This window comes from Butyrivibrio hungatei DSM 14810 (genome assembly GCF_900143205.1).
Classification (GTDB): domain Bacteria; phylum Bacillota; class Clostridia; order Lachnospirales; family Lachnospiraceae; genus Butyrivibrio; species Butyrivibrio hungatei.
The window spans coordinates 655,392-676,345 of the sequence record NZ_FRDH01000003.1 but is presented as its reverse complement, the minus strand read 5'-3'; the positions used below and the strand labels follow the sequence as shown (position 1 = coordinate 676,345).

At 39.4% G+C, this 20,954-nt stretch carries 13 protein-coding genes; 11 read left to right on the top strand and 2 right to left on the bottom strand.

Annotated features, from left to right (window positions below):
- The first annotated feature begins 284 nt into the window (after window positions 1-284).
- Both BUA02_RS15660 and BUA02_RS03185 read left to right on the top strand, forming a co-directional pair.
- A complete protein-coding gene (locus BUA02_RS15660; RefSeq protein ID WP_072700876.1) occupies window positions 285-611 on the top strand; it encodes a helix-turn-helix domain-containing protein in 327 nt (108 codons plus the stop codon).
- On the top strand, window positions 611-844 hold the full coding sequence (locus BUA02_RS03185) for an AAA family ATPase (protein WP_072700873.1): 234 nt from the start codon (window positions 611-613) through the stop codon (window positions 842-844). The genes BUA02_RS15660 and BUA02_RS03185 overlap by 1 nt, the downstream gene beginning before the upstream one ends.
- Window positions 845-929: 85 nt before the next feature.
- Here the strand turns inward: BUA02_RS03185 and BUA02_RS03180 are convergent, their stop codons facing one another.
- Together BUA02_RS03180 and BUA02_RS03175 are read right to left on the bottom strand one after the other, a co-directional pair.
- Complete coding sequence (locus BUA02_RS03180) at window positions 930-1,565, bottom strand: helix-turn-helix domain-containing protein (RefSeq protein ID WP_072700871.1); 636 nt, start codon at window positions 1,563-1,565, stop codon at window positions 930-932.
- Window positions 1,543-2,220 (bottom strand): DUF3990 domain-containing protein, encoded by a 678-nt coding sequence (locus tag BUA02_RS03175; protein ID WP_072700869.1) that lies wholly within the window; start codon window positions 2,218-2,220, stop codon window positions 1,543-1,545. Before BUA02_RS03175 ends, BUA02_RS03180 begins: the two co-directional genes overlap by 23 nt.
- 147 nt (window positions 2,221-2,367) lie before the next feature.
- On the opposite strand from BUA02_RS03175, the gene BUA02_RS03170 reads away from it, so the two are divergent.
- From BUA02_RS03170 to BUA02_RS03130, 9 genes are all read left to right on the top strand, one after another.
- Window positions 2,368-3,651: a DUF4422 domain-containing protein gene (locus tag BUA02_RS03170; protein WP_072700867.1), complete on the top strand. Its 1,284-nt coding sequence runs from the start codon at window positions 2,368-2,370 to the stop codon at window positions 3,649-3,651.
- An 18-nt stretch (window positions 3,652-3,669) separates the two neighbouring features.
- Complete coding sequence (locus BUA02_RS16045; RefSeq protein WP_242946462.1) at window positions 3,670-6,048, top strand: FAD synthase family protein; 2,379 nt, start codon at window positions 3,670-3,672, stop codon at window positions 6,046-6,048.
- Window positions 6,049-6,088: 40 nt separating this feature from the next.
- Window positions 6,089-7,414 (top strand): sugar phosphate isomerase/epimerase family protein, encoded by a 1,326-nt coding sequence (locus tag BUA02_RS03160; RefSeq protein WP_072700865.1) that lies wholly within the window; start codon window positions 6,089-6,091, stop codon window positions 7,412-7,414.
- Window positions 7,411-8,361: a sugar phosphate isomerase/epimerase family protein gene (locus BUA02_RS03155; protein WP_072700863.1), complete on the top strand. Its 951-nt coding sequence runs from the start codon at window positions 7,411-7,413 to the stop codon at window positions 8,359-8,361. Before BUA02_RS03160 ends, BUA02_RS03155 begins: the two co-directional genes overlap by 4 nt.
- Window positions 8,358-9,509 (top strand): CgeB family protein, encoded by a 1,152-nt coding sequence (locus BUA02_RS03150; protein WP_072700861.1) that lies wholly within the window; start codon window positions 8,358-8,360, stop codon window positions 9,507-9,509. Before BUA02_RS03155 ends, BUA02_RS03150 begins: the two co-directional genes overlap by 4 nt.
- Window positions 9,510-9,552: 43 nt before the next feature.
- Window positions 9,553-10,332, top strand: coding sequence for a glucose-1-phosphate cytidylyltransferase (gene rfbF, locus BUA02_RS03145; protein ID WP_071176913.1), 780 nt, complete (start codon window positions 9,553-9,555; stop codon window positions 10,330-10,332).
- Window positions 10,333-10,338: 6 nt separating this feature from the next.
- Entirely contained in the window at window positions 10,339-12,243 is a 1,905-nt protein-coding gene (locus tag BUA02_RS03140) for a thiamine pyrophosphate-binding protein (RefSeq protein WP_072700859.1), read from the top strand.
- 210 nt (window positions 12,244-12,453) lie between these two features.
- Window positions 12,454-12,669: a hypothetical protein gene (locus BUA02_RS03135; protein ID WP_072700857.1), complete on the top strand. Its 216-nt coding sequence runs from the start codon at window positions 12,454-12,456 to the stop codon at window positions 12,667-12,669.
- 49 nt (window positions 12,670-12,718) lie between these two features.
- Window positions 12,719-20,887, top strand: a complete 8,169-nt coding sequence (locus BUA02_RS03130) for an InlB B-repeat-containing protein (protein ID WP_072700855.1) — start codon at window positions 12,719-12,721, stop codon at window positions 20,885-20,887.
- Window positions 20,888-20,954: the final 67 nt, after the last annotated feature.

The following is a 20,954-nucleotide window of genomic DNA, read 5'->3' as shown; positions in this document are numbered from 1 at the left end:
AATTCATCAGCGAGCATTTTGCCGACATCATTGGTAGAATGAGTGCGTCCTTTTTTGATGGAGTCTATGCCAAAGAAAACATTAGCGAAAAAGATTATTACAGAAAGTGAATTTTTGCCGTGGAAATGACAGATATTGTAACCAATGAGATTAGATTGAGTTATGCTTTGAAAATCAAAATATGTCATTAATGACATATTTTAAAGCTTCTTTGTTATAAAAAACAATTTTATGTTCTTGTTCTCTTAATTATGTTATACTTAACATAAATGGAGGATGTTATTATGGGTAACAATGATATTGATGCAATATTTCAACAGATAAACAACTTGAAAAAACCAGCTTCTCACTCTAAAAATGCGCATGTTAATAATTCCAATGGAGCGTTAAGTGAGATGCTTAATGGAGTGTCAGCTGAAATACAAAGAATTTTGGACGAAAATAAGCTTACACAAGAAGATCTGTGCAGGATAACCGGAATGTCCCAGTCTAATATCAGTAAAATTTTGAATGGTAAAGTAGCACCACGACTTGATACATTGCAAAAAATTGCTGCTTCAACAAATACAAAATTGGTTGTTAGCTTTGAGAAAATGGGAGGAGATGAATAATGGGACATATTGAATCAATAGAAATAAATAGTTTTAGAGGGATTAAACAGCTAGAGATTACTGGCTTTTCAAATATAAATCTTATAGTGGGTGACAATAATAGCGGAAAGACTACTTTTCTAGAAGCTATTCAACTTTTGTTTGCGAAAACACAGATTGGTTCTGTTAAAAAAATTATAAATCAACGCTCAGTTCTTATTTTACGTTGCAATTCTTCCCTCATAAAAGTGTAATGAGTAGTAGAATATTCGCTCATAAAAATGTAAAGCAATCTCGGAAACGGTGATAAATGCTGCGATTCGCTTGATTTTTGACTAGCTACATCAAATCTTCCATACTACATCCAAGAGCCTTGCTAAGCATAAGCACAGTTATTGACTGTGCTTTTCTTATGTCTCTTTGTCTTTGTTCAAAAAGCTGTATCTGTCTAAGCGGGACTCCGGATATGGATGAAAGCTCACTTTGTGATAATCCAGCTATTTCTCTATACCTCCTGAGAGGTGTCTGAGGATAGAAAGTGTTTAAGATATCATCCAATCTATCTACAAATTGATTGATATCCATTTCGTGATAGATGGAATACATTTCGAGTATTTTTGAAAAAGGTGCAGCTTTGAGAATGTGCATAAAATGGTAGTTCCTAAGCCACTGATAGTAGGCAAGAGACCAGCCAGCCCAGTACTCCGGACTTCTATCTATGTACATTACTTCATCTGGAAATCTTTTCGAATAACCACTACCAGTAAGAACTAATTTGGCTATTTCAGGCCCTGTTTTGCCTGCAACATAAGTAGGATTACCTTTCTCAAATTCTTTTGAAATAGGTGAGACAACAAAGCGGTTGGCAAATTCATTTGGTTCAAGACCTACTTCATTTATGGCGTAATCAAACATATGTCCCAAGATGTTTTGGGCAGATTCAATATAAAGTTCACTGTAGGCGTGGATCTCCATTTTGAATATTTCCTCTCATGATATCAAGAATGAAAAGCTCATCTAGATTGGCAGTTATGTTCTTTTCTGATCTGTATGCTTGTTTTGCACGTTTATCTCGGTCATTTTTTTGATTGTAGTATATAGATGATTCTGCAGACTCATTTCCTAAGTATTTAATATGAGAGAAAGCTTTTTTGCTTATGAGCACAATTTGTTCGCCAAGTTCTCCCAAGTGCATTGCTCTTTGCAACTTTTGAAGTGATATAGTTCCGGAAACAAAATCTTGAGCAAAGGAAAAATAAGAATCATCCGCTCTATATCCGATGACAACATCATAATCAGATATGTCTACATAGAAATGCTCTTGCAAATATGCCTTAGCTTCAGCTGATATGCTGCTGTTTTGCCAATATGTACGGTGCTTAGTCAGCACAGCTAGCCAATTTAATATGTTGTATGGTTCTTGATTTAGATTGATTACTTTTAATTCATCCAAGTCTAGTTCATATTTGTTTGCAAAGCCATCAGAACCTTTTCCACATGCCCATTCTTTAGCAAGTTCAAGACTTTTGGTGCAATAAAATCCACGACCATAGTCGTTAGTCGTTGCACCAAGGCCATATTCGGGCTTTTCTATAATGTGATCTGATCCGTGATAAATGATTTCCTTCATAATATTATTTCCTCTAATATCATTATATCGCTGTAGCGATATAATGCAAGAGGCAACCCTAAAAGCAACCCAAAAAGCAACCCTGTTGCATAAAACATTTTGAAAAACACCCAAAATGTATATACAATTGTTATAGAGGGCAAACCAATGATCATGTCATTCGATAACTTATTTTCACGCGGAATAGAGTTTTATTTGTATGGTGCAGGCAAAAGAGGTAGAGAAATGCTGGCACTTATAGATAAATGCGGCTATAAAGACCTTGTTAAGGGCTTTATTGTCAAAAATATAAATGAAAATGACAAAAATATAGAGCAGATACCAGTATTTTCACTTAGTGATGATTCTTTAGATAAGAATGCACCTGTAATATTGGCATTAGCCAAGAAAGATTACATTCAGGAAGCACAAAAGGGCCTGCTTGAGCAACATTTTTCAAACATTATTCCACTTTCAAGCGAAGACAGGCTTTTATATGAGTACATAAAAGCTAAGAGATATTTTGAAAGCCTGGATAAGGAAGTAAAAGTTGAGAAGATGCCATATGACGAATATGGCTTTTGCCATCTGACAAGAGAAGGCATGAATTATCGCTTTTACTATATGGTCTTAAAAAATGAAGTAACCATAAGATATCCTTTTTTTGAAAAGGATAAGTTAAAAGAAAGCTTTGAGCATTCATATGGAAAAATAAGACTTCTTAAAGATGAGAAAGCATCAGGTGATGCTGATCTTTCAAAGATTAAGATCTTTAGAGCACGCTGCTCATCAGATGTAGCGCCTCTTTTATTAGATAAGCCTGCATTTGTAGATGATATTCAGGTTGGTGCAGCCCTGACAAGCAATCAAATCTGTGAATATAGAGACGATACGGGAGAAAATATTTCCAAGCTAAATCGTGATTTCTCTGAAGGCACAGCTCTTTACTGGATGTGGAAGAATGCCCATGACGCAGACTATGTGGGGCTTTACCACTATGCCAGATATATGGATATTGATGAAAAAGACCTGCAAAAGATAGAAACTAATGGAATAGATATAGTAGTTACCACTCCAATGCTTGTAGGGGCGCCTATCAAAGATTTCTTTTGCCCAAGATATATTCCAAAACAGGACTGGGAACTAATGGAAAAGGCACTTATAAGGCATTTTCCTGAATATGCCGATACACTAATAGAGTATGGCCACGCGTTTTGTTATCCAGGGGCAAACCTCATGATCATGAAAAAGAGTGTATTTGATGAATATGCAGACTTTGCCTTTACTGTTATGAAGGATGTTACGGATTTTTATGATAGTCAGGGCATTGTCAGAGAAGATCGCTATGCTGGTTACCTTATGGAGAACCTTACAGCGATGTATGTAATGCACAACAAGGAAAGATTCAAGACGGCATTTACTGATCTGTTATATGTAAAAAAGATAGATTAGTTTTGGAGGAACTGTAGATTGAATATTAGCACCAAGGCGAAAAACATAATAAAAGACCTTCCAACCGCAATCATCAGATGGTATCCATTTAAAGAGAATTCTAAGATCCTGTACGTTGGTAATAAGGATGCCATTTTTAAAATGCTTTCCGATTGCTATGGAGAAAAAGTTAGTCAGGTATCATTAAAGGGGCTAAAAGGTCTAAAGAACGGCGAAAAGCCTGATTATATCGTGTGCATTGGATATTTGGAAATGCAACAGGATATTCAGGAGTTCTTTTGCAAATGTAGAGAAAAGTTATCGCCAAAAGGAACGCTCCTTCTTGGAATGAACAATCGTCTTGGAATTAGATATTTCTGCGGTGATAAAGACGTCTACACTGGCCAGGTCATGGACGGAATAGATGATTATTTCAGAGCCTATAGTAAGGCTGAGGACACATTCGCTGGTAGAACCTATGACAAGTCTCAGATAACTACGAAACTTCAGAGTGCTGGATTTAAGACCCCAAAGTTTTATTCAGTTTTTTCAGGGCTTGAAAACCCTACGTTTATGTTTTCAGAGGGATTTATTCCTAATGAAGATATGTCTAACAGGCATTTTCCTATATATAACTCAATTTCATCGCTCTTTTTGGAAGAAAGGGCTTTATACAAGGGTCTTTTGGATAACGGAATGTTCCATCAGATGGCCAATGCATTCCTGGTTGAATGTCCTTTAAAGGGAAAGCCCTGCGACGCACTGCAGATAACCAGTTCCTTAGACAGGGGAAAAGAAAACGCCATAATCACCACGATTTATGAGAGCGGAAGGGTTTGTAAAAAAGCTCCTTATAAAGAGGGGGAAAACAGATTAAAGAATCTTATTGAAAATGGTAAGAAGCTTGCAGGACAGGGAATTGACGTTGTAGATGCAAAGATAGTGAAAGGAACCTACATTACTCCTTATATTGACGCACCTACAGGACAAGTCTACTTAGAGCAGCTTCTTAGATCAGATAAAGAAAAGTTTTTAGAAAAGATGGATGAATTCAGAGATATCATTATGAAATCTTCTGAAATCCATTTGGGAGAATACAAGACTATAGCTCCGCCAAAAGAAACAGATAAGCAGAAACGAAGCAGACTAAAGAAGGAAAAGGAAGACTGGGGAGGTCAGAAGATACCTCTTTTAAAAGAAGGCTTTATCGATATGGTGCCTCTTAACAGTCTGTATGTTAATGGCAAGTTTGTTTTCTTTGATCAGGAATTCTGCGTAAAAGATCTGCCAGCTGACGTACTTGTGAGCCGATTAGTATTTACTTTCTTTTGCGGTAGCGCTGATCTTAGAAAGTACATGGACCCTGATGTTTTGTACAAAAGATATAACATACAAAATCCATATACAACGCAAGGTGGAAGCAAATATTTAAATATAGAGTTCGACTTTTTTAACAGAGTTATGAACCGCGGCGAACTTGATGAATACTACAAAAATGTTCGAGCAAATGGCGAGATAATTGCAGCCAACCGCCAGCGTATGAATTACTCTGTTGACGACTACCAGCGATTGTTCGTTGATATCTTTGACCAGGCTGACACTAGAAAGCTCATCCTATTTGGAAGCGGCGTGTTTGCAAGGAGATTCCTTGCACTATACGGTGAGGACTATGAAGTTAGCGCTGTTCTTGATAATAATGAGAAGAGATGGGGGGACAAGCTCTATCCAGAGGGCTACCAGCCATCAGATGGTAAGTTCAAGGGTGTAGAGATAGGGTCTCCTGAGACGTTAAAGAAGCTAAAGCACGGTGAATACAAGATCATCATCTGCATCAAGAACTATCTTTCAGTAATGAAGCAGCTTGACGCGATGGGAATCCATGAATACAGCATATTTGATCCGGGTAAGGCATATCCTAGAAAACGTCATCCTATCTGTGATGATTCAGTAAGAAACTACGAGAATAGCACGGTAGGTAAAAAAGGTGGTAAGAAATATCATGTGGGATATATTGCCGGAGTATTCGACCTTTATCACATTGGACATCTCAATATGTTCAGGCGGGCAAAAGAGATGTGCGACTACCTGATAGTGGGCGTTGTATCTGATGAAGGCGTTCGCAGATTCAAGGGAACTGAGCCGTTCGTGCCATTTGACGAGCGAATTGAGATGGTGAAGTCCTGCAGATATGTTGATGAAGCTGTAGAAATTCCATATATGTTCAATGGAACAGAGGATGCCTGGAAGATGCATCATTTTGATGTGCAGTTTTCTGGAACAGATTATGTCAATGATCCGGGATTTGCTTCATTCAAGGAATTCCTTGAAAAACATGGCGCCACACTGGAGTTTTTCCCATATACTCAGTCCACAAGCTCAACCAAGCTAAAGGAACTCATCGAAAAGAAATTGTTATAAAGTAATTGCTGACACGCAAACTATAGAGGTGACCTATATCATGAAGATAATATGCAGATCTGCAGGCATTATTGGAAACTTAAGACCAAAACAAAATATCAAAGACATACTTGCGGCAGGCTTTGAGTATTCTATGCTGGATGCGGCAGTTCTGTGTTCGCCTCAGGAGTTCAAAAATCTTGGGATCAACAATTATAAGAGGGAGAAGGGAAAAGTCTATTTATCAGAGAATCCTGAAAAGCTTTCAGAGGAGATGAACAAGGCATTTGCGACTTCTGCAAAAGAACTGGGCCTGCACCTTCCAGTAGCAATGGCGCCTACAGTTGCTGCAGAATCTATACACAGTAAAAAAACTGACATTGGTAAAGTCAACGATACCCTTAAGCTATTAGCAAAAGAAACGCTTAAGCTGGCAATAGCAGAAAAATGCGAGTCTATCATTGTTCCGCCTATCTTTCTTGGACTTTCTCCAAAGGAAGAATGGGAAGTTAACAGTTCTTTTTACCAGGAATTATCTAAGATAGCTGATGACGCAGGAAGTGATATCAAGATTCTTCTAAAGAACATGACAAAGGACATAAACGGCCATTTTGTAAGAGGAATATGCGCTGAGGCAGAAGAGGCAGTTAAGTGGATAGATGAACTTAATGCAAAAGCAGGCCAAAAAGACCGCTTCGGATTCTGCTTTGATGTTGGAAATGCCACTTTGTGCGGACAGGACATTAAGGAAATAATAGTTCCAATAGGAGATAGACTCCAGGCAGTTATAGTCAGAGACCTTGACGGCGTTCATGATGCTGCGCTTCTTCCTTATACTGCATGCTTTAAGGGACAGCAGACCAACTGGCTTTCTATGATAAGAGGACTTAGGCAGATCCACTTTGACGGCGCATTTATCATGGATTTTGCAGATACTTACGGCAACATGACAGATATGATAAGACCATCTATACTGTCACTTGCTCATGAGATTGCTGAGCATTTTGCATGGCACATCGGAATGGACAAGCTTGTTAAGAAGCATGACAAAAGAGTTTTGTTTGGTGCCGGTAATATGTGCCGTGCCTATATGAAGGATTATGGTAAGGAGTACAAGCCTCTTTTTACCTGTGACAATAATAGCGCAAGATGGGGCGAGGAGTTCTGTGGGCTTACTATAGAGAGTCCTGAGAAGTTAAAAGAGCTGTCTCCTGATACAGCAATTTATATCTGCAATGTGTATTACAAAGAGATCAGTGCCCAGTTAAAAGAGATGGGACTTAAAAATCCAATCGAATGGTTCAGCGATGAGTATTGTGACACCTTCTATATGGATAGACTTGATATGGCAGCAGATCCAAACGCTGCGAAAGGAGGGAAGTCATGAGCCTTGAAATTGGAGTTCAGAGTAAGAATGTAGTCTATGATGAGAACCCTGCAGAAGGGTTCATGAGACTTAAAAAGGCTGGCTTTTCCTGTACTGACTTTTCTTTGAACAACTATCAGAAAAATACGGACCTCTATCAGGGAGTTAATAACAGATTTTTTGATAAATCAATAAATGAACTTGAAGAGTTTTTTACCCCACATAAAAAGGGCGCAGAGGCAGCAGGAATCAGAATCAATCAGATGCATATGCCTTATCCTACATTTGTTCCCGGGGAAAAGACTGAGCTAAATGATTATCTGTGGAATCAGGTAGGACCAAAGAGCATGGAAATATGCAGATTTCTAGGATGCCACAACATAGTAATACATGGATTTAAGCTCACAAGGTATTATGGAAGTGAAGAGGCAGAGTGGAACAAAACTCAGGAGTTTTTTGAGTTCCTGGCACCTCTTGCCAAGGAATATGGCATCACTATGTGCATGGAAAACCTTTATAACGGATATGGGGCTCACATGGAAGAGGGCCCTGGCTGTAGTGCTTACAAGGCGGCTGATAGAATAGACGCACTTAACGACAAGTATGGAGCCGAGGTTCTGGGCTTTTGCTATGACACAGGTCACGGAAACCTTGTGGGAATCGATCCTTACAAGTTTATTACTATTCTTGGAAAGAGGCTCAAGGTCCTTCATATGCATGAGAACGATGGTATCGGCGATCTTCATCAGATGCCTTTTACCTTTACTAGAACCAGGGAAAACACCAGCGTTCTTGACTGGGATGGAGTGCTCCAAGGACTAAAAGAAATCTCTTTTGATGGAGTACTTAGCTTTGAAACTGCGCCAATACTGGACTGTTTCCCAGAGGAATTAAAAGATGACGTACTGCACATGATCGTTAGGATCGGACAGTACTTTTCTGAAAGGATATGTTTGGATAAAAGATGAACATTCTTTTATATGACTTTCTAAATTCATATATTCAATATGATCTTGTGTACTATTTGATCAAAGCGGGCCACAAGTGTAACAACGTTTCTTATGACAAGGAAGTTGATAAGTACGAAGACCCTGTTTTTACAGCTCAGATGGAAAAAGACCTTTCAGAAGGAACCTACGACCTTGTTCTTACAACGAACTTTTGGCCGGTAGTATCCAAGGTATGCAACAAACATGATATCAAGTACGTTTCATGGTTTTTTGATAGTCCGCCCAATCTTGTTTCTACTGAATGTATGGACTATCCATGCAATAAGATTTTCTTCTTTGCCCGTGGAGACTATGAGCACTACAAGGATCTAGGACTTGATAACGTATACTATCTGCCACTTGCTGTAAACGTGGATAGATTAAGTGCCATTCAGACTGATTATTGCAAGTATGAAAGCGAGATATCTTTTGTTGGAAAGCTGTATGAGTCCATGCTTCCAAGCTTCATGGCCCATATGGATGAATACCAGAAAGGATACATAGAGGCACTTGTTAAGGTACAGATGCAGATCTATGGCGAATATCTGGTGGATGATGTGATCACAGAAGAGTTCACAGAAAGCGTAAGGCAGAGATTTAAGAGCCTTAATGAAAATGCTATTCAGGTAAGCCAAAAGGAACTTGCATGGATGGTGGCTTCTTACATAACACACCTTGAGAGGATGACGCTTCTTAGTATTTTGTCCAAGAGGCATCAGGTGAAGCTCTATACCTATGATCTTTCTGATGACGAAAAGAGACTCTTATCAAATGTAGATTACTGCGGCTCTGTCAATTATTTAAAAGAGATGCCACAGGTTTTTAGAGCAAGCAAGATCAACCTTTGTCCTGTACTTAAGGCAAATAAAACGGGAATCCCATTAAGAGCCCTTGATATCATGGGAAGCGGAGGCTTTTTGCTGTCAGCCTATCAGCCTGAGCTCTATGAATACTTTGTAGATGGGCAGGAATGTGTGATGTATTCTTCTATAGAGGATGCCATTGCCAAGGCAGAGTACTATCTGCAGCATGATGACCTGAGAAAAGAAATAGCGGCAGCAGGAGTAGCCAGGATCAGAGAGAGCTTTAGATACGAAGATAGGATAAATTTGCTTTTATCCACTTAAGGGTGTATTTTAGAGGTTAGTTTTTTTTAGGAAGGAAATACAAATGAAAGTTGTAATTTTAGCTGGTGGTTTCGGAACCAGAATCAGTGAAGAGAGCCACTTAAGACCAAAGCCAATGATCGAGATCGGCGGTAAGCCAATTCTTTGGCATATCATGAAAGAGTATTCTCATTATGGATTTAATGAGTTTATCATTTGCGCAGGTTACAAGCAGGAGGTTATCAAGGAGTACTTTGCAAACTATTACCTCCACAACTGCGATGTAACATTCGACTTTGCAAATCAGAACATGACCACATTCCATTCACAGAAGGCTGAGCCTTGGAAGGTTACTGTAGTTGATACAGGATATAGCACCATGACTGGTGGACGTATCAAGAGAATCAGAGAGCATGTTGGTAACGAAGCCTTCTTCATGACATACGGTGATGGCGTTTGCGATATCGATATGAACGAGCTCCTTAAGTTCCATCAGAAGCACGGCAAGATCGCTACAGTTACTGCTATTCTTGCTGGTCAGCGTTTTGGTGTATTTGATATTGATAAGGACGACAACTCAGTTGTTAGAGATTTCAGAGAAAAGGCAAGCATGGACGGTGCCAGAATCAACGGCGGTTACATGGTTCTTGAGCCGGGTGTATTTGATTACATCGAGGGCGACGCTACTTTCTTTGAAAAAGAGCCTATGCACAATCTGGTAAAAGACGGACAGATGGCCGCTTACAAGTATGACGGTTTCTGGAAGTGCATGGACACAGCCCGTGAAAGGGATGAGCTTTCAGAACTAATTGACACAGGAAGAGCTCCTTGGATCAAGTGGTAAGAGAATATGAGAGTTTCAGATTATATAGTAGATTTTTTAGTTAAAAAAGGTGTCACAGACTGCTTTACTGTTGTAGGCGGAGGAGCCATGTATCTTAACAACTCCTTTGGTCATACAGAGGGTATGCACTGCACACACTTTCATCATGAGCAGGGAGCAGCTATTGCGGCTGAGAGCTATTCAAGATATGAGAATAAGGTAGCAGCTCTTTGCGTTACATCCGGTCCTGGCGGAACAAACGCTATAACTGGTGTACTAGGAGGCTGGCTTGATTCACTTCCAATGTTCGTGGTAAGTGGTCAGGTTCGCTATGATACAACTGTAAGGTATATGGAAGATCTTTTGACAAAAGAGTCTCCAAATGCGGTAAATCCTAGACTTCCCCGTGCCATCGGTGACCAGGAGTACGACATCACCAAAATGACAGAAAATATCTGCAAGTACGCAGTGATGTTAGAAGATCCTAAGGACATCAGGTATCATATGGAGAAGGCTTGGCACCTCATGAATGATGGCAGACCAGGTCCTGTGTGGATCGATGTTCCAGTAAATTTCCAGGCAGCAGAGATTGATCCAAATGAGCTCATTGGCTTTGAACCAGGAGTTTTTGATGATTCCAAGAAGACATGTTCAGTAATAAAGGCTGATGGTTCCAGATATGAAGGCGGAGAGACTACCTTTGGCCGCGCAGCCAAGGAAGTCATAGAAGAGATCAAAAAAGCTAAGCGCCCAGTTATCTATGCTGGAGGCGGCGTTCGTATCTCTGGCGGCTTTGATGCATTTAGAAAAGTAGTAGATAAGCTTGGAGTTCCAGTTTGCACATATTGGAATTCTATTGACCTTATAGAAGATGAGCATCCATTGTATTGTGGCAGAGGCGGCAATATGGGTGACAGAGCAGGTAACTTTGCAATACAGAACTCAGACCTTTGCGTAGTTATTGGATCTAGGCTTTCAATCAGACAGGTTGGTTATACCTGGAAGACATGGGCAAGAGCTGCCAAGGTCATCATGGTAGATATTGATCCTGCTGAAATGGAAAAACCAACACTTCACCTTGATATGAAGATCTGTGCTGATGCCAAGACATTTTTGGAAGCAATGGACCGCGCAATTGATGCAGAAGACAATAAGGCATCTTCCTATATATTTGAGGGTGATGATTGGAGAAAACAGTGCCAGACCTGGAAGACTAAGTATCCGGTAGTATCTGATGAGCAGCGTCATACAGGCTCAGACCTTGTAAATGTATATGGCTTTATCAGGACTTTATCAGAAAATGCCAAGGATGCCAGCCTTTGCGCTGTTAGTAACGGAGCTTGCTGTGTTGCTGGCCATCAGGCGTGGGATGTCAAAAAAGGCAGCAGATTTATCATAAACAACGCAGTAGCCAGCATGGGTTACGGCCTTCCTGCAGCAATAGGTCTTTGTATTGCATCAGGCCAAAAAGAGACCATCTGTCTTGAAGGAGATGGCAGTATCATGATGAATCTTCAGGAGCTACAGACTATCATTACCAATAAGCTTCCTGTTAAGGTGTTCCTTATTAACAACGATGGTTATCACTCCATCAGACTTACTCAGAATAACCTCTTTAGTGATTATTCCAAGGTTGGTATCGGTCCTGAGAGCGGAGACCTGGCGTTCCCTTCATTTGAGCTTATTGCCAAGGCATTTGGCTATCCTTATGTGGCAATTAAGACTGGAGATGAGCTTGAATCCAAGGTAAAAGAAGTAATTTCAGCAGATGCACCTGTCTTCTGCGAGGTATTTACAGATACAACTCAGGTTTGGGCTCCAAAAAGCTCAGCAAGAAGAGAACCTGACGGAACTCTTACAAGTCCTCCTCTTGAAGATCTTGCTCCATTCCTTCCAAGAGAAGAGCTCAAAGAAAATATGTATATAGATTAAAAAATATGATCTGCTTATTTTAGCGGCTGGTTTATTCCAGCCGCTTTTTTGCGCTTATTTCTGCACTTTTTGGGATTCTGGTATTGGTGAGTTTAGATTTTTTTTATAATCCTCACAGATTTTTTAATCGAATTTGCAAAAAAAAATTTAATTATGATGATTCGTATGATGATGGTTTTGTTAAATTAATCTCTACAAAGGGAGATAGACATGAAAAAAAATTTAAATTCAAACAAACAACAAGGAACATTCATAGTAAAAGTTGAGCATTGTCAGAATAACTCGTGGCAGGGGAAGGTCACTTGGGCAGATGAAAATAAGACTCAGAGATTTCGAAGCATGCTGGAACTTATAAAGCTAATGGATGAAGCAGTTAACCAAAGTCAAAACATGGACGAGATGGGGGCGGACCATTTCGTTTCATGATTGGAAATACATTTTTTCACTAACGGTTTTCTTATGAGGAGGGATTTTTATGTTGAGAAAATGGAACAGAATGTTAGCATTCATACTGGCATTCGCACTTGTTACAACTACATTTAGTAGTGACTACGCAAGCGCAAAGGTTTATGCCATTGGAGACGCATCAGAACTTGATGAGAACATAGATGAATCAGGTGATGATGTTCAGGAACTTGAATGGGATGACATCGATAATGAGTCAGATGGAGATGACAATTATGATGAGCCATCTGACGATGATTACGATGCACCATCAGATGATGAATCAAGCGATGAATCAGATGATAAATCAGATGCTGCATCAGAGGGTGCCGGGGATGAGGCAAACACTGATGCAACTAATAATGGAGAGACACCATTAGATGAAACTCCATCTGAAGGAGCAGAAGACGCAGCAGATGCAGCTACAAGTGCTTCTACAGAGGAAGAGGCTGTTGCAGCAGCAAGTGCATCTTCCAGTGAAGAAGTAGTTGTAAAAGAAGAAGTTAACATGCCTGCACAGAGCTTCTATGACAGTGATGGTGGCTTGAGAGTTTCAGTAGAAGCTGATGAAGGAGCATTCCCAGAAGAAACATCTATGACAGTTTCTGCTATCTCTGATGATGAAGCTATGGATGCAGCAATTGATGCTCTTGGTGATAAAGTTAAGCAGGCTAAGGGTGTTAATATTACATTCAAGGATAAAGATGGTAATGAGATTGAACCAGCTGACGCAGGAAAAGTACACGTTACTATCAAGCTCAATACAGAACTTGAAGGTGATGTTTTCAGCGTAGTTCATAAAGATGATGATGGAAGTGCAGAGAAGGTTGCTGGAGCTTCTTCTGACGGTGGATCATTTGTAGCAGATTCATTCTCAGTTTATATCATTGCTTCTGAAGATAACGAAGAAGAGTTACTTCGTATGGTTGAGACTTATATCTTCAAGGTATACAACAGCGAAACAGATAGCTGGGAAGTAGTAAATGAGCAGTCTGTTAAGAACGGTGAGACATTGAACAACCCTGGTATTCCTACACTTGGTGAGAACCAGGAGTTCTTTGGATGGTACATTGAAGGTACAGAAGACCAGCCGGTATTTGACCTTAAGAATGACATTACAAGTACAAGAGAAATAGTTGTAAAAGCTAAGATCCAGTCAACATATTATGTAACCCTCATTGGTGTTGATGAAGAAGTAGTTCAGGTTCTTCATAAGACAGTAGAAAATGATGCAGAAGCGATGATCAATCTTAACGTTTCTGTTACACCTAAAAAAGATACACAGGCCTTTGTAGGATGGAAGAATAAGGCTGATGTTACTTATGATTACGGTGCAGAGGTTGATGCAAAGAATGAGAACAACCGTACACTTACAGCACAGGTTGTTGATGCATACTGGATCCATTTCCATGAAAATGATGGTGGAACAGGAGGCGGTGCATCTTATACACCACCTATATTTGTAACATCTAAGACAAACTACAAGGCTACACAGCCAAAGAATCCAACAAGATCAGGACACGAGTTTACTGGTTGGTTCCTTGATCCAGAATGTGAGCAGCCATTTGATTGGTCACAGTCAATTGATAGTGATCAGGAACTCTATGCTGGTTGGAAGAAGGGCAAAGCAAGCTTCACAGTAGTTATCTGGAAGCAGTCTATTGAAGATGATAGAAATGCAGCTAATGATGCTAAGACATATGACTATGAATCAAGCTTTGTAGTTTCTAATTATAATGCTGGTGCTGAGATCACTAGCTCAATGCTTGGTGATGCACTTACAAGGACATACGAAGGATTTACATATAGAACATATGAAGTAGAAAACTCAGATACAGAAGTAGGCGAGAAAGAGATTTCTCCTAAGGGAACAACAATTGTAAATGTAAGATATGACAGAAAGCTTATTACTTATAAGTTCTATACATGTAGTATCACTCAGAATGGATTTAATGCTGGAACTGTAACTAATATTACTGAATATGCGGACTGTAAAGAAATGCACGGTCTCTATGGTCAGACAATTGATAAATATGGCTATACATGGCCAAGTACAAGAGAATGGCATGAAGGAAAAACAGTAAAATATCAGAATCGTAGGTATGTTCTTTCTGGAAGTAGTATGACATTCCTTGCAGAGTTTAGTTTGAAGGAAGATCAGGATTTCTATAGTAATGAGAATGAAACAGGTAGTCATTATTATAGACACTACAAGCAGGAACCTGATGGAATTAACTATCCTACAAATCCTACAAATACAGCAAAAGTAGAAGATGATACAAATATTACATTTACTTTCTCTAATAAGTATGATGGATTTACAGTAGATAAATACTCAACAGATGGAAAGCATTGGAGTAATATACCTGCAAGTGGAAAGGTAGAAATATATAATAAGGATCTCTATATCAGATATAAGAGAAACTCCTACAAGCTTACTATTGCAAGTGTATTAGAGCCAACAGACCTTGCTACAGATCAGCCAAATGATACAACTGTACATGTTGAGAAGGATGATATTTCAGTTCTTTATGGCGCATCACTTAGTAGCCAGAAGAATAACTCTGAGTCTTTTGCAAAGACGGTTGCAGCTCCTGATGGATATGAAGCAAAGAAAACAGATGATGGTGGAATCCTTTGGGCAGATCCTATAGGAGCAGTTCCATTTAACTGGGATCAGACAATGCCTGCTAACAACAACACAAGAGCATACATTGTTTGGACAAAGAATAGATTCGTATTTAACCTTGACCTTAACGTAGATAATGATAAAAATCCAGATACAACAACTGGATATGATACAGTTGAGATCAAAAATGGCCAGAGAACAAGCTGGAAGCCATACTATGGTGCAGATGGAGCCAACAAAGATGCTATCATGAAGAACTTCGTTCGCGAAGGCTATGTACTTGCAGGTTGGTTCAATTATGCAGATGACAATCCATATGATTATGGTAAAGTTACAGGTAATGTAAATCTCTATGCTAAGTGGAGAAGAGTAGGTGGAGTTAATATCGTTTATGATGCAGCTCCAGGAACGCTTGATGATGAAAATCGTGATGGCGCAACATATGCTTCTGATTCAACAGTAATAGTTACATCCCCAGCTAAGCCTGTTACAGGATTTACTTTCGTAGGATGGCAGCTTCTTAAGAATGATGATTCAGTAGTAGCTACATTCTATCCAAATAGTAGCTTTGTGATTGATGATTCATACATCAGAACTAAGACTGAAGGCGAAGAGACGATCAACTATGTACTTCTTAAAGCTCTTTACGTTGAGACAGGAACAATAGATGATATTTATACAAAGGTTGTCTATGATGCTAACGGTGGCGAGGGCGGATCAGTTACTGTTACTGAGGTTAAAGGCACTGATGGAACAATGCACAAGATCCGTGTCAATGAGGCTATCACAGCTTGGTCAGCTGCAGAAGCATTAAGCAACGGTTTTAAGAGAAATGGTTGGGAACTAATTGGCTGGAATATTGATAAGACTGCTGCTACTCAGGGTGAAGTTAAGATTGCTCTCGGCAAAGAATATATCATAGCTGATAATGAGAACAATGAGGGTAACCCTTCAACTAACACACTCTATGCAGTATGGAAGCAGAAGAAGGCTACATACATTGTTAAGTACTATAAGGGAAGCGTTGCTACAGCAAACGAGATTCCAAGTAATATAGCACCTGCACAGGCTAATGTAGGTGACGATGTAACACTTAGTAATGATATCGTTCAGGCTTATAAGCCAGCTAAGGGCTATGGAGATGGATCTCAGGTTGATGCTCCATACACAATGGATGTTGAGCAGTACGATGCTGATGGTAATGTAGTACCTCAGGTTATAAACGTTGTTTATCCTCCAGTTAAGGTAACTGTAACTATTAAGGGTAATTCTGATTCTAAGGATTACACTGGCGAAGAGCAGAGCGTAACTGGATATGAAGTAGTAAGTATCAGTGATACAAGTTACACAGAAGATGACTTCGATCTTGCAGAAGGCGTTGAGGCAAAGGCTTCTGGAACAGATGCTGGCACATACAAGATGAATCTTGATAGTGACAGCTTCGTAAATACTAACACTGATTTTACAGACGTTACTTTCGTAGTGACTGATGGACAGCTTGTGATCAAGAAGATCACAACAAAAGTAACTATTAAGGGTGATGTTAAGACTAATGATTACGATGGTCAGGAACATGTTGCTAAGGGATACACTGTAACAAGTACAAATTCTAAGTTTACAGCAGATGATGTGGAATTCACACCTGGCGATGATATTGAACTTGATGGAACAGAGCCAGTAGCAAAGAGAACAGATGCTGGTAAGACTTCTATGGGTCTTACAACAGATATGTTCAAGAGCAAAAATGACAACTTCGAAAACGTAACATTCGTGGTTGAAGATGGTTCACAGACCATCAAGAAGATCAGTGCAAAGGTTACTATCGTAGGTAATAACAATACAACAACATATGATGGAGAAGAGCATTCAATATCAGGATACACAGTAGATATCAGCAATTCTCTTTACACAGAAGAAGACTTCACATTCACACCTGCTAGTGGCATGGATGTAGAAGAAGGTAAGCCAGTAGCAAGAAGAACAGAAGTTGGTTCAACTCCTATGGGTCTTGCAAAGGAACAGTTTAGTAATAAGTCTGGCAACTTTGAAAATGTTGAATTTGATGTGACAGATGGTTATCAGGCTATTACAGCAGCTGGAAAAGTAACAGTTACAATTACTGGTAATAGCGATACCTCAGATTATGATGGAGAAGAGCATTCAGTATCTGGATACACAGTATCCATCAGCAATCCTCTTTACACAGAGAATGATTTCGATTTCGTACCAGCTGAAGATATGGAGCTTGATAACAATGGTAAGCCAGTAGCAAAGGGAACTGATGCAGGAACATATAATATGGGTCTTGCAGTAGGACAGTTCGTAAATAATAGTGATAACTTTGAAGAGGTTGAATTCATAGTTGCTGATGGTTACCAGGAGATCACTCCTATCTCTGTAAAAGTAACTATCACTGGTGAGAATGATGAGACAGATTATGATGGAGAAGAGCACTCAGTAGCTGGATATTCAGTAGAGATCAGCAATTCTCTTTATACAGAAGAAGACTTCACATTCACACCTGCTAGTGACATGGAAATTGAAGAAGGTGAGCCAGTAGCAAAGGGAACTGATGCAGGAACATATAATATGGGTCTTGCAGTAGCTCAGTTTAAGAATATCAGTGATAACTTTAAAGATGTTGAATTTGAAGTACATGATGGATATCAGACAATCAATCCTATCAGCGTTACTGTAACAATTACTGGTGCTATTGAAAATGCTAAGTATGATGGAGAAGAGCATGTGGCAACTGGCTATTCATTTAGCCCATCAACAGCTCTTTATACAGAAGAAGACTTTACATACACAGCAGAAGAAGGAATGACATTAGTAGGCGGAGAGCCAGCAGCTAAGAGAACAGAAGCTGGTAAGACATTTATAGGTCTTAAGCCTGGTCAGTTTGCTAATGCAAATACTAAGAACTTTAGCGAAGTTAAATTTAATGTAACTGATGGTTATGTAAATATCACTAAGGCAGATAAGGTTACTGTTACCATCACAGGACATACTGATGAATTTGATTACAACGGTGAAAAGCACACAGTAAGCGGCTATGAAAAGGCAGCTGATTCAGAGCTCTTTGATATTAGCAAGGTTGAGTTTGATGGAACAGCATCTGTATCAGAGACTAACGCCGGAACATATCCTATGGGTCTTACTGAGGACATGTTCAGTGCAACAGATGATAATTTTGAAGAAATTGCATTTGTAATTGAAGACGGTGAACTTAAGATCAATAAGATCAGCACAACAGTAACTGTCAAAGGTAATCGTAATTCAACTCCATATGATGGCGAAGAACACTCTGTAACAGGTTATACAGCAGAAGCAGATAATTCACTTTATGATCCAGCAACTGATGTCAACTTTACAGGAACTAGTGAGCCATCAGCAGAGAGAACAGATGCCGGTAAGACAGAAATGAGTCTTACTGACACGATGTTTGAAAACACAAATGAGAACTTTGATAATGTAACATTTGTGATCGAAGATGGTTATCAGGAAATTACTAAGATAAATGCAACCGTAGTTATCAAAGGTGCCCAGAACACAGCAACGTTTGATAATACAGATCATACAGTAACAGGATATGAAGTAGAATCTATCAGCACAGATCTTTATACAGAAGATGATATCGAATTTGTTAAGGCTGGAGAGGTTAAAGTTGACGAAAACGGCGAACCTATCGCAACCAGAAAGATCGCTGGAAAGACTGATATGAAGCTTACAGCTGATAACTTCAAGAATACTTCAGACAATTTCGATGTAGTTACATTTACAGTTACAGATGGTTATCAGGAAATTGTACCTGTAGATGAAGTTAAGGTAAAGATTACTGGTGCACAGAATACTACTGAATATGATGGAAATGAGCATTCTGTATTTGGTTACACATATGAATCAAGTAGTGAGCTTTACACGGATGAGGATTTCACCTTCACTGCAGGATCAAATGTAGTACTTGATCAGGATAGCAGACCATCTGCAGCTAGAACAGATGCTGGTAAGACTATAATGGGCCTTGCAGCAGACATGTTTAAAAATACTAATGAAAACTTTGCAAAGGTTACATTTGAAGTAGAAGATGGTTATCAGGAGATTACTCCTATCAGCGTAACTGTTACTATCACTGGAAACAAGAATACTCTTTCATACAATGGAAAAGAGCAGAAGGTAGAAGGATATGAAGTAACAGATATTAGCAGCAATCTTTATACAGAAGAAGACTTTACATTCTCTGGACCAAAGGAAGTTAAGAGAACCGATGTTGGTACAACAGCAATGGGACTTCTGGAAGAACATTTTGCTAATACAAATGATAACTTTGATAATGTTAAGTTTGAAATAACTGATGGTGAGATTACTATCGAGCCTCTTAAAGTCAAAGTTTCTATTACTGGTAATAAGGATGTTAAGGAGTTTAATGGAAGTGAACAGAATGTTACAGGTTATACAGTAGCATTTGAAGGCGATGCTGAGGACATTGAGCAGATCTACAAAGAAGAATATATAGTATTTGATTACAATGGCGACGGAGTGGCAGATACTAAGAACGATGCTATTGCAAAGGGAACTGTTAAGGGTGAATATCCAATGAACCTTGCTAAGACACAGTTTACTAACAGCAACGATAACTTCGAAGTAGAGTTTGAAGTAGAGGATGGACTTCTTGAGATCATAAATCGTGAAAAGCCATACTCATTAGTACTTAAGTCAGATGATGTACACACACCATACAATGGAACAAGGCAGAGCTACACAATCCTTGCAGGAGTTGGTGTAGAAGATTCTGAGAATCCAGTACAGGCTACTATCAATGCAATTCTTAATAAGATAGCAAGCTTCTTTGGAATTACAGCATCCGCAGAGGATGGAGATGTTACATTTACCTGCGAAGGTGTAGAATATGTACTTAAGGGTGCAAAAGTAAATGCATTTGGAACAGAGGTTGGTGAATATGCATTTGAATTCATCGGCGAACCAGAAGTTATGCTAGGTGAAGAACCAGTAACTGAGAACTTTGATATTAAGTATGAGCTTGGAAAGCTTGTGATCGATAAGGCTGAAGTTACTATCACTGTAAATAGCTTTACAAAGGCACAGAATACTGCTGATCCTCAGTTTACAGGAGTTATCACAGGCCTTCAGGGAGATGATACACTTGATCTTGGATATGGTAGAGTAGGTGGAGAGGCTCCTGGAACATATGCAATCACACCAAATATGACCAAGGAAGAACTTGAAATGGAGTACACAAACTACACATTTACAATCATTCCTGGCGTATTAACAATTACTGGTGGCGGTGGTGGAGACGAACCTGGTGATCCTACACCAATACCTGACAATCCTACACCTGCAGCACCTACACCTACACCAGCACCTGCACAGGCAGTACTTGGTGCTAGAAGAGAGGAACCTGTAGATGGACAGGCAGTACTTGGTGCAAGACGCGCTAGAACAGAGGATACAACGGATAATACTTCAAGAGTATTTGCAATTGTGATTGCAGCAGCAGTAGTTGCATCTCTTGTATTTACAAAAAAGCGCAAGGAAGAGCAGGAATAATAGAAGTTTAAGCTAATCCTAAGCCTCCCGGGTAAGAATTTTACCCGGGAGGTTTTTATCATAAAGG

Coding starts and splice junctions, on each gene's coding strand:
- BUA02_RS15660 (WP_072700876.1), top strand. CDS start 285: ATGGGTAACAATGATATTGATGCAATATTTCAACAGATAAACAACTTG.
- BUA02_RS03185 (WP_072700873.1), top strand. CDS start 611: ATGGGACATATTGAATCAATAGAAATAAATAGTTTTAGAGGGATTAAA.
- BUA02_RS03180 (WP_072700871.1), bottom strand. CDS start 1,565: ATGGAGATCCACGCCTACAGTGAACTTTATATTGAATCTGCCCAAAAC.
- BUA02_RS03175 (WP_072700869.1), bottom strand. CDS start 2,220: ATGAAGGAAATCATTTATCACGGATCAGATCACATTATAGAAAAGCCC.
- BUA02_RS03170 (WP_072700867.1), top strand. CDS start 2,368: ATGATCATGTCATTCGATAACTTATTTTCACGCGGAATAGAGTTTTAT.
- BUA02_RS03160 (WP_072700865.1), top strand. CDS start 6,089: ATGAAGATAATATGCAGATCTGCAGGCATTATTGGAAACTTAAGACCA.
- BUA02_RS03155 (WP_072700863.1), top strand. CDS start 7,411: ATGAGCCTTGAAATTGGAGTTCAGAGTAAGAATGTAGTCTATGATGAG.
- BUA02_RS03150 (WP_072700861.1), top strand. CDS start 8,358: ATGAACATTCTTTTATATGACTTTCTAAATTCATATATTCAATATGAT.
- rfbF (WP_071176913.1), top strand. CDS start 9,553: ATGAAAGTTGTAATTTTAGCTGGTGGTTTCGGAACCAGAATCAGTGAA.
- BUA02_RS03140 (WP_072700859.1), top strand. CDS start 10,339: ATGAGAGTTTCAGATTATATAGTAGATTTTTTAGTTAAAAAAGGTGTC.
- BUA02_RS03135 (WP_072700857.1), top strand. CDS start 12,454: ATGAAAAAAAATTTAAATTCAAACAAACAACAAGGAACATTCATAGTA.
- BUA02_RS03130 (WP_072700855.1), top strand. CDS start 12,719: ATGTTGAGAAAATGGAACAGAATGTTAGCATTCATACTGGCATTCGCA.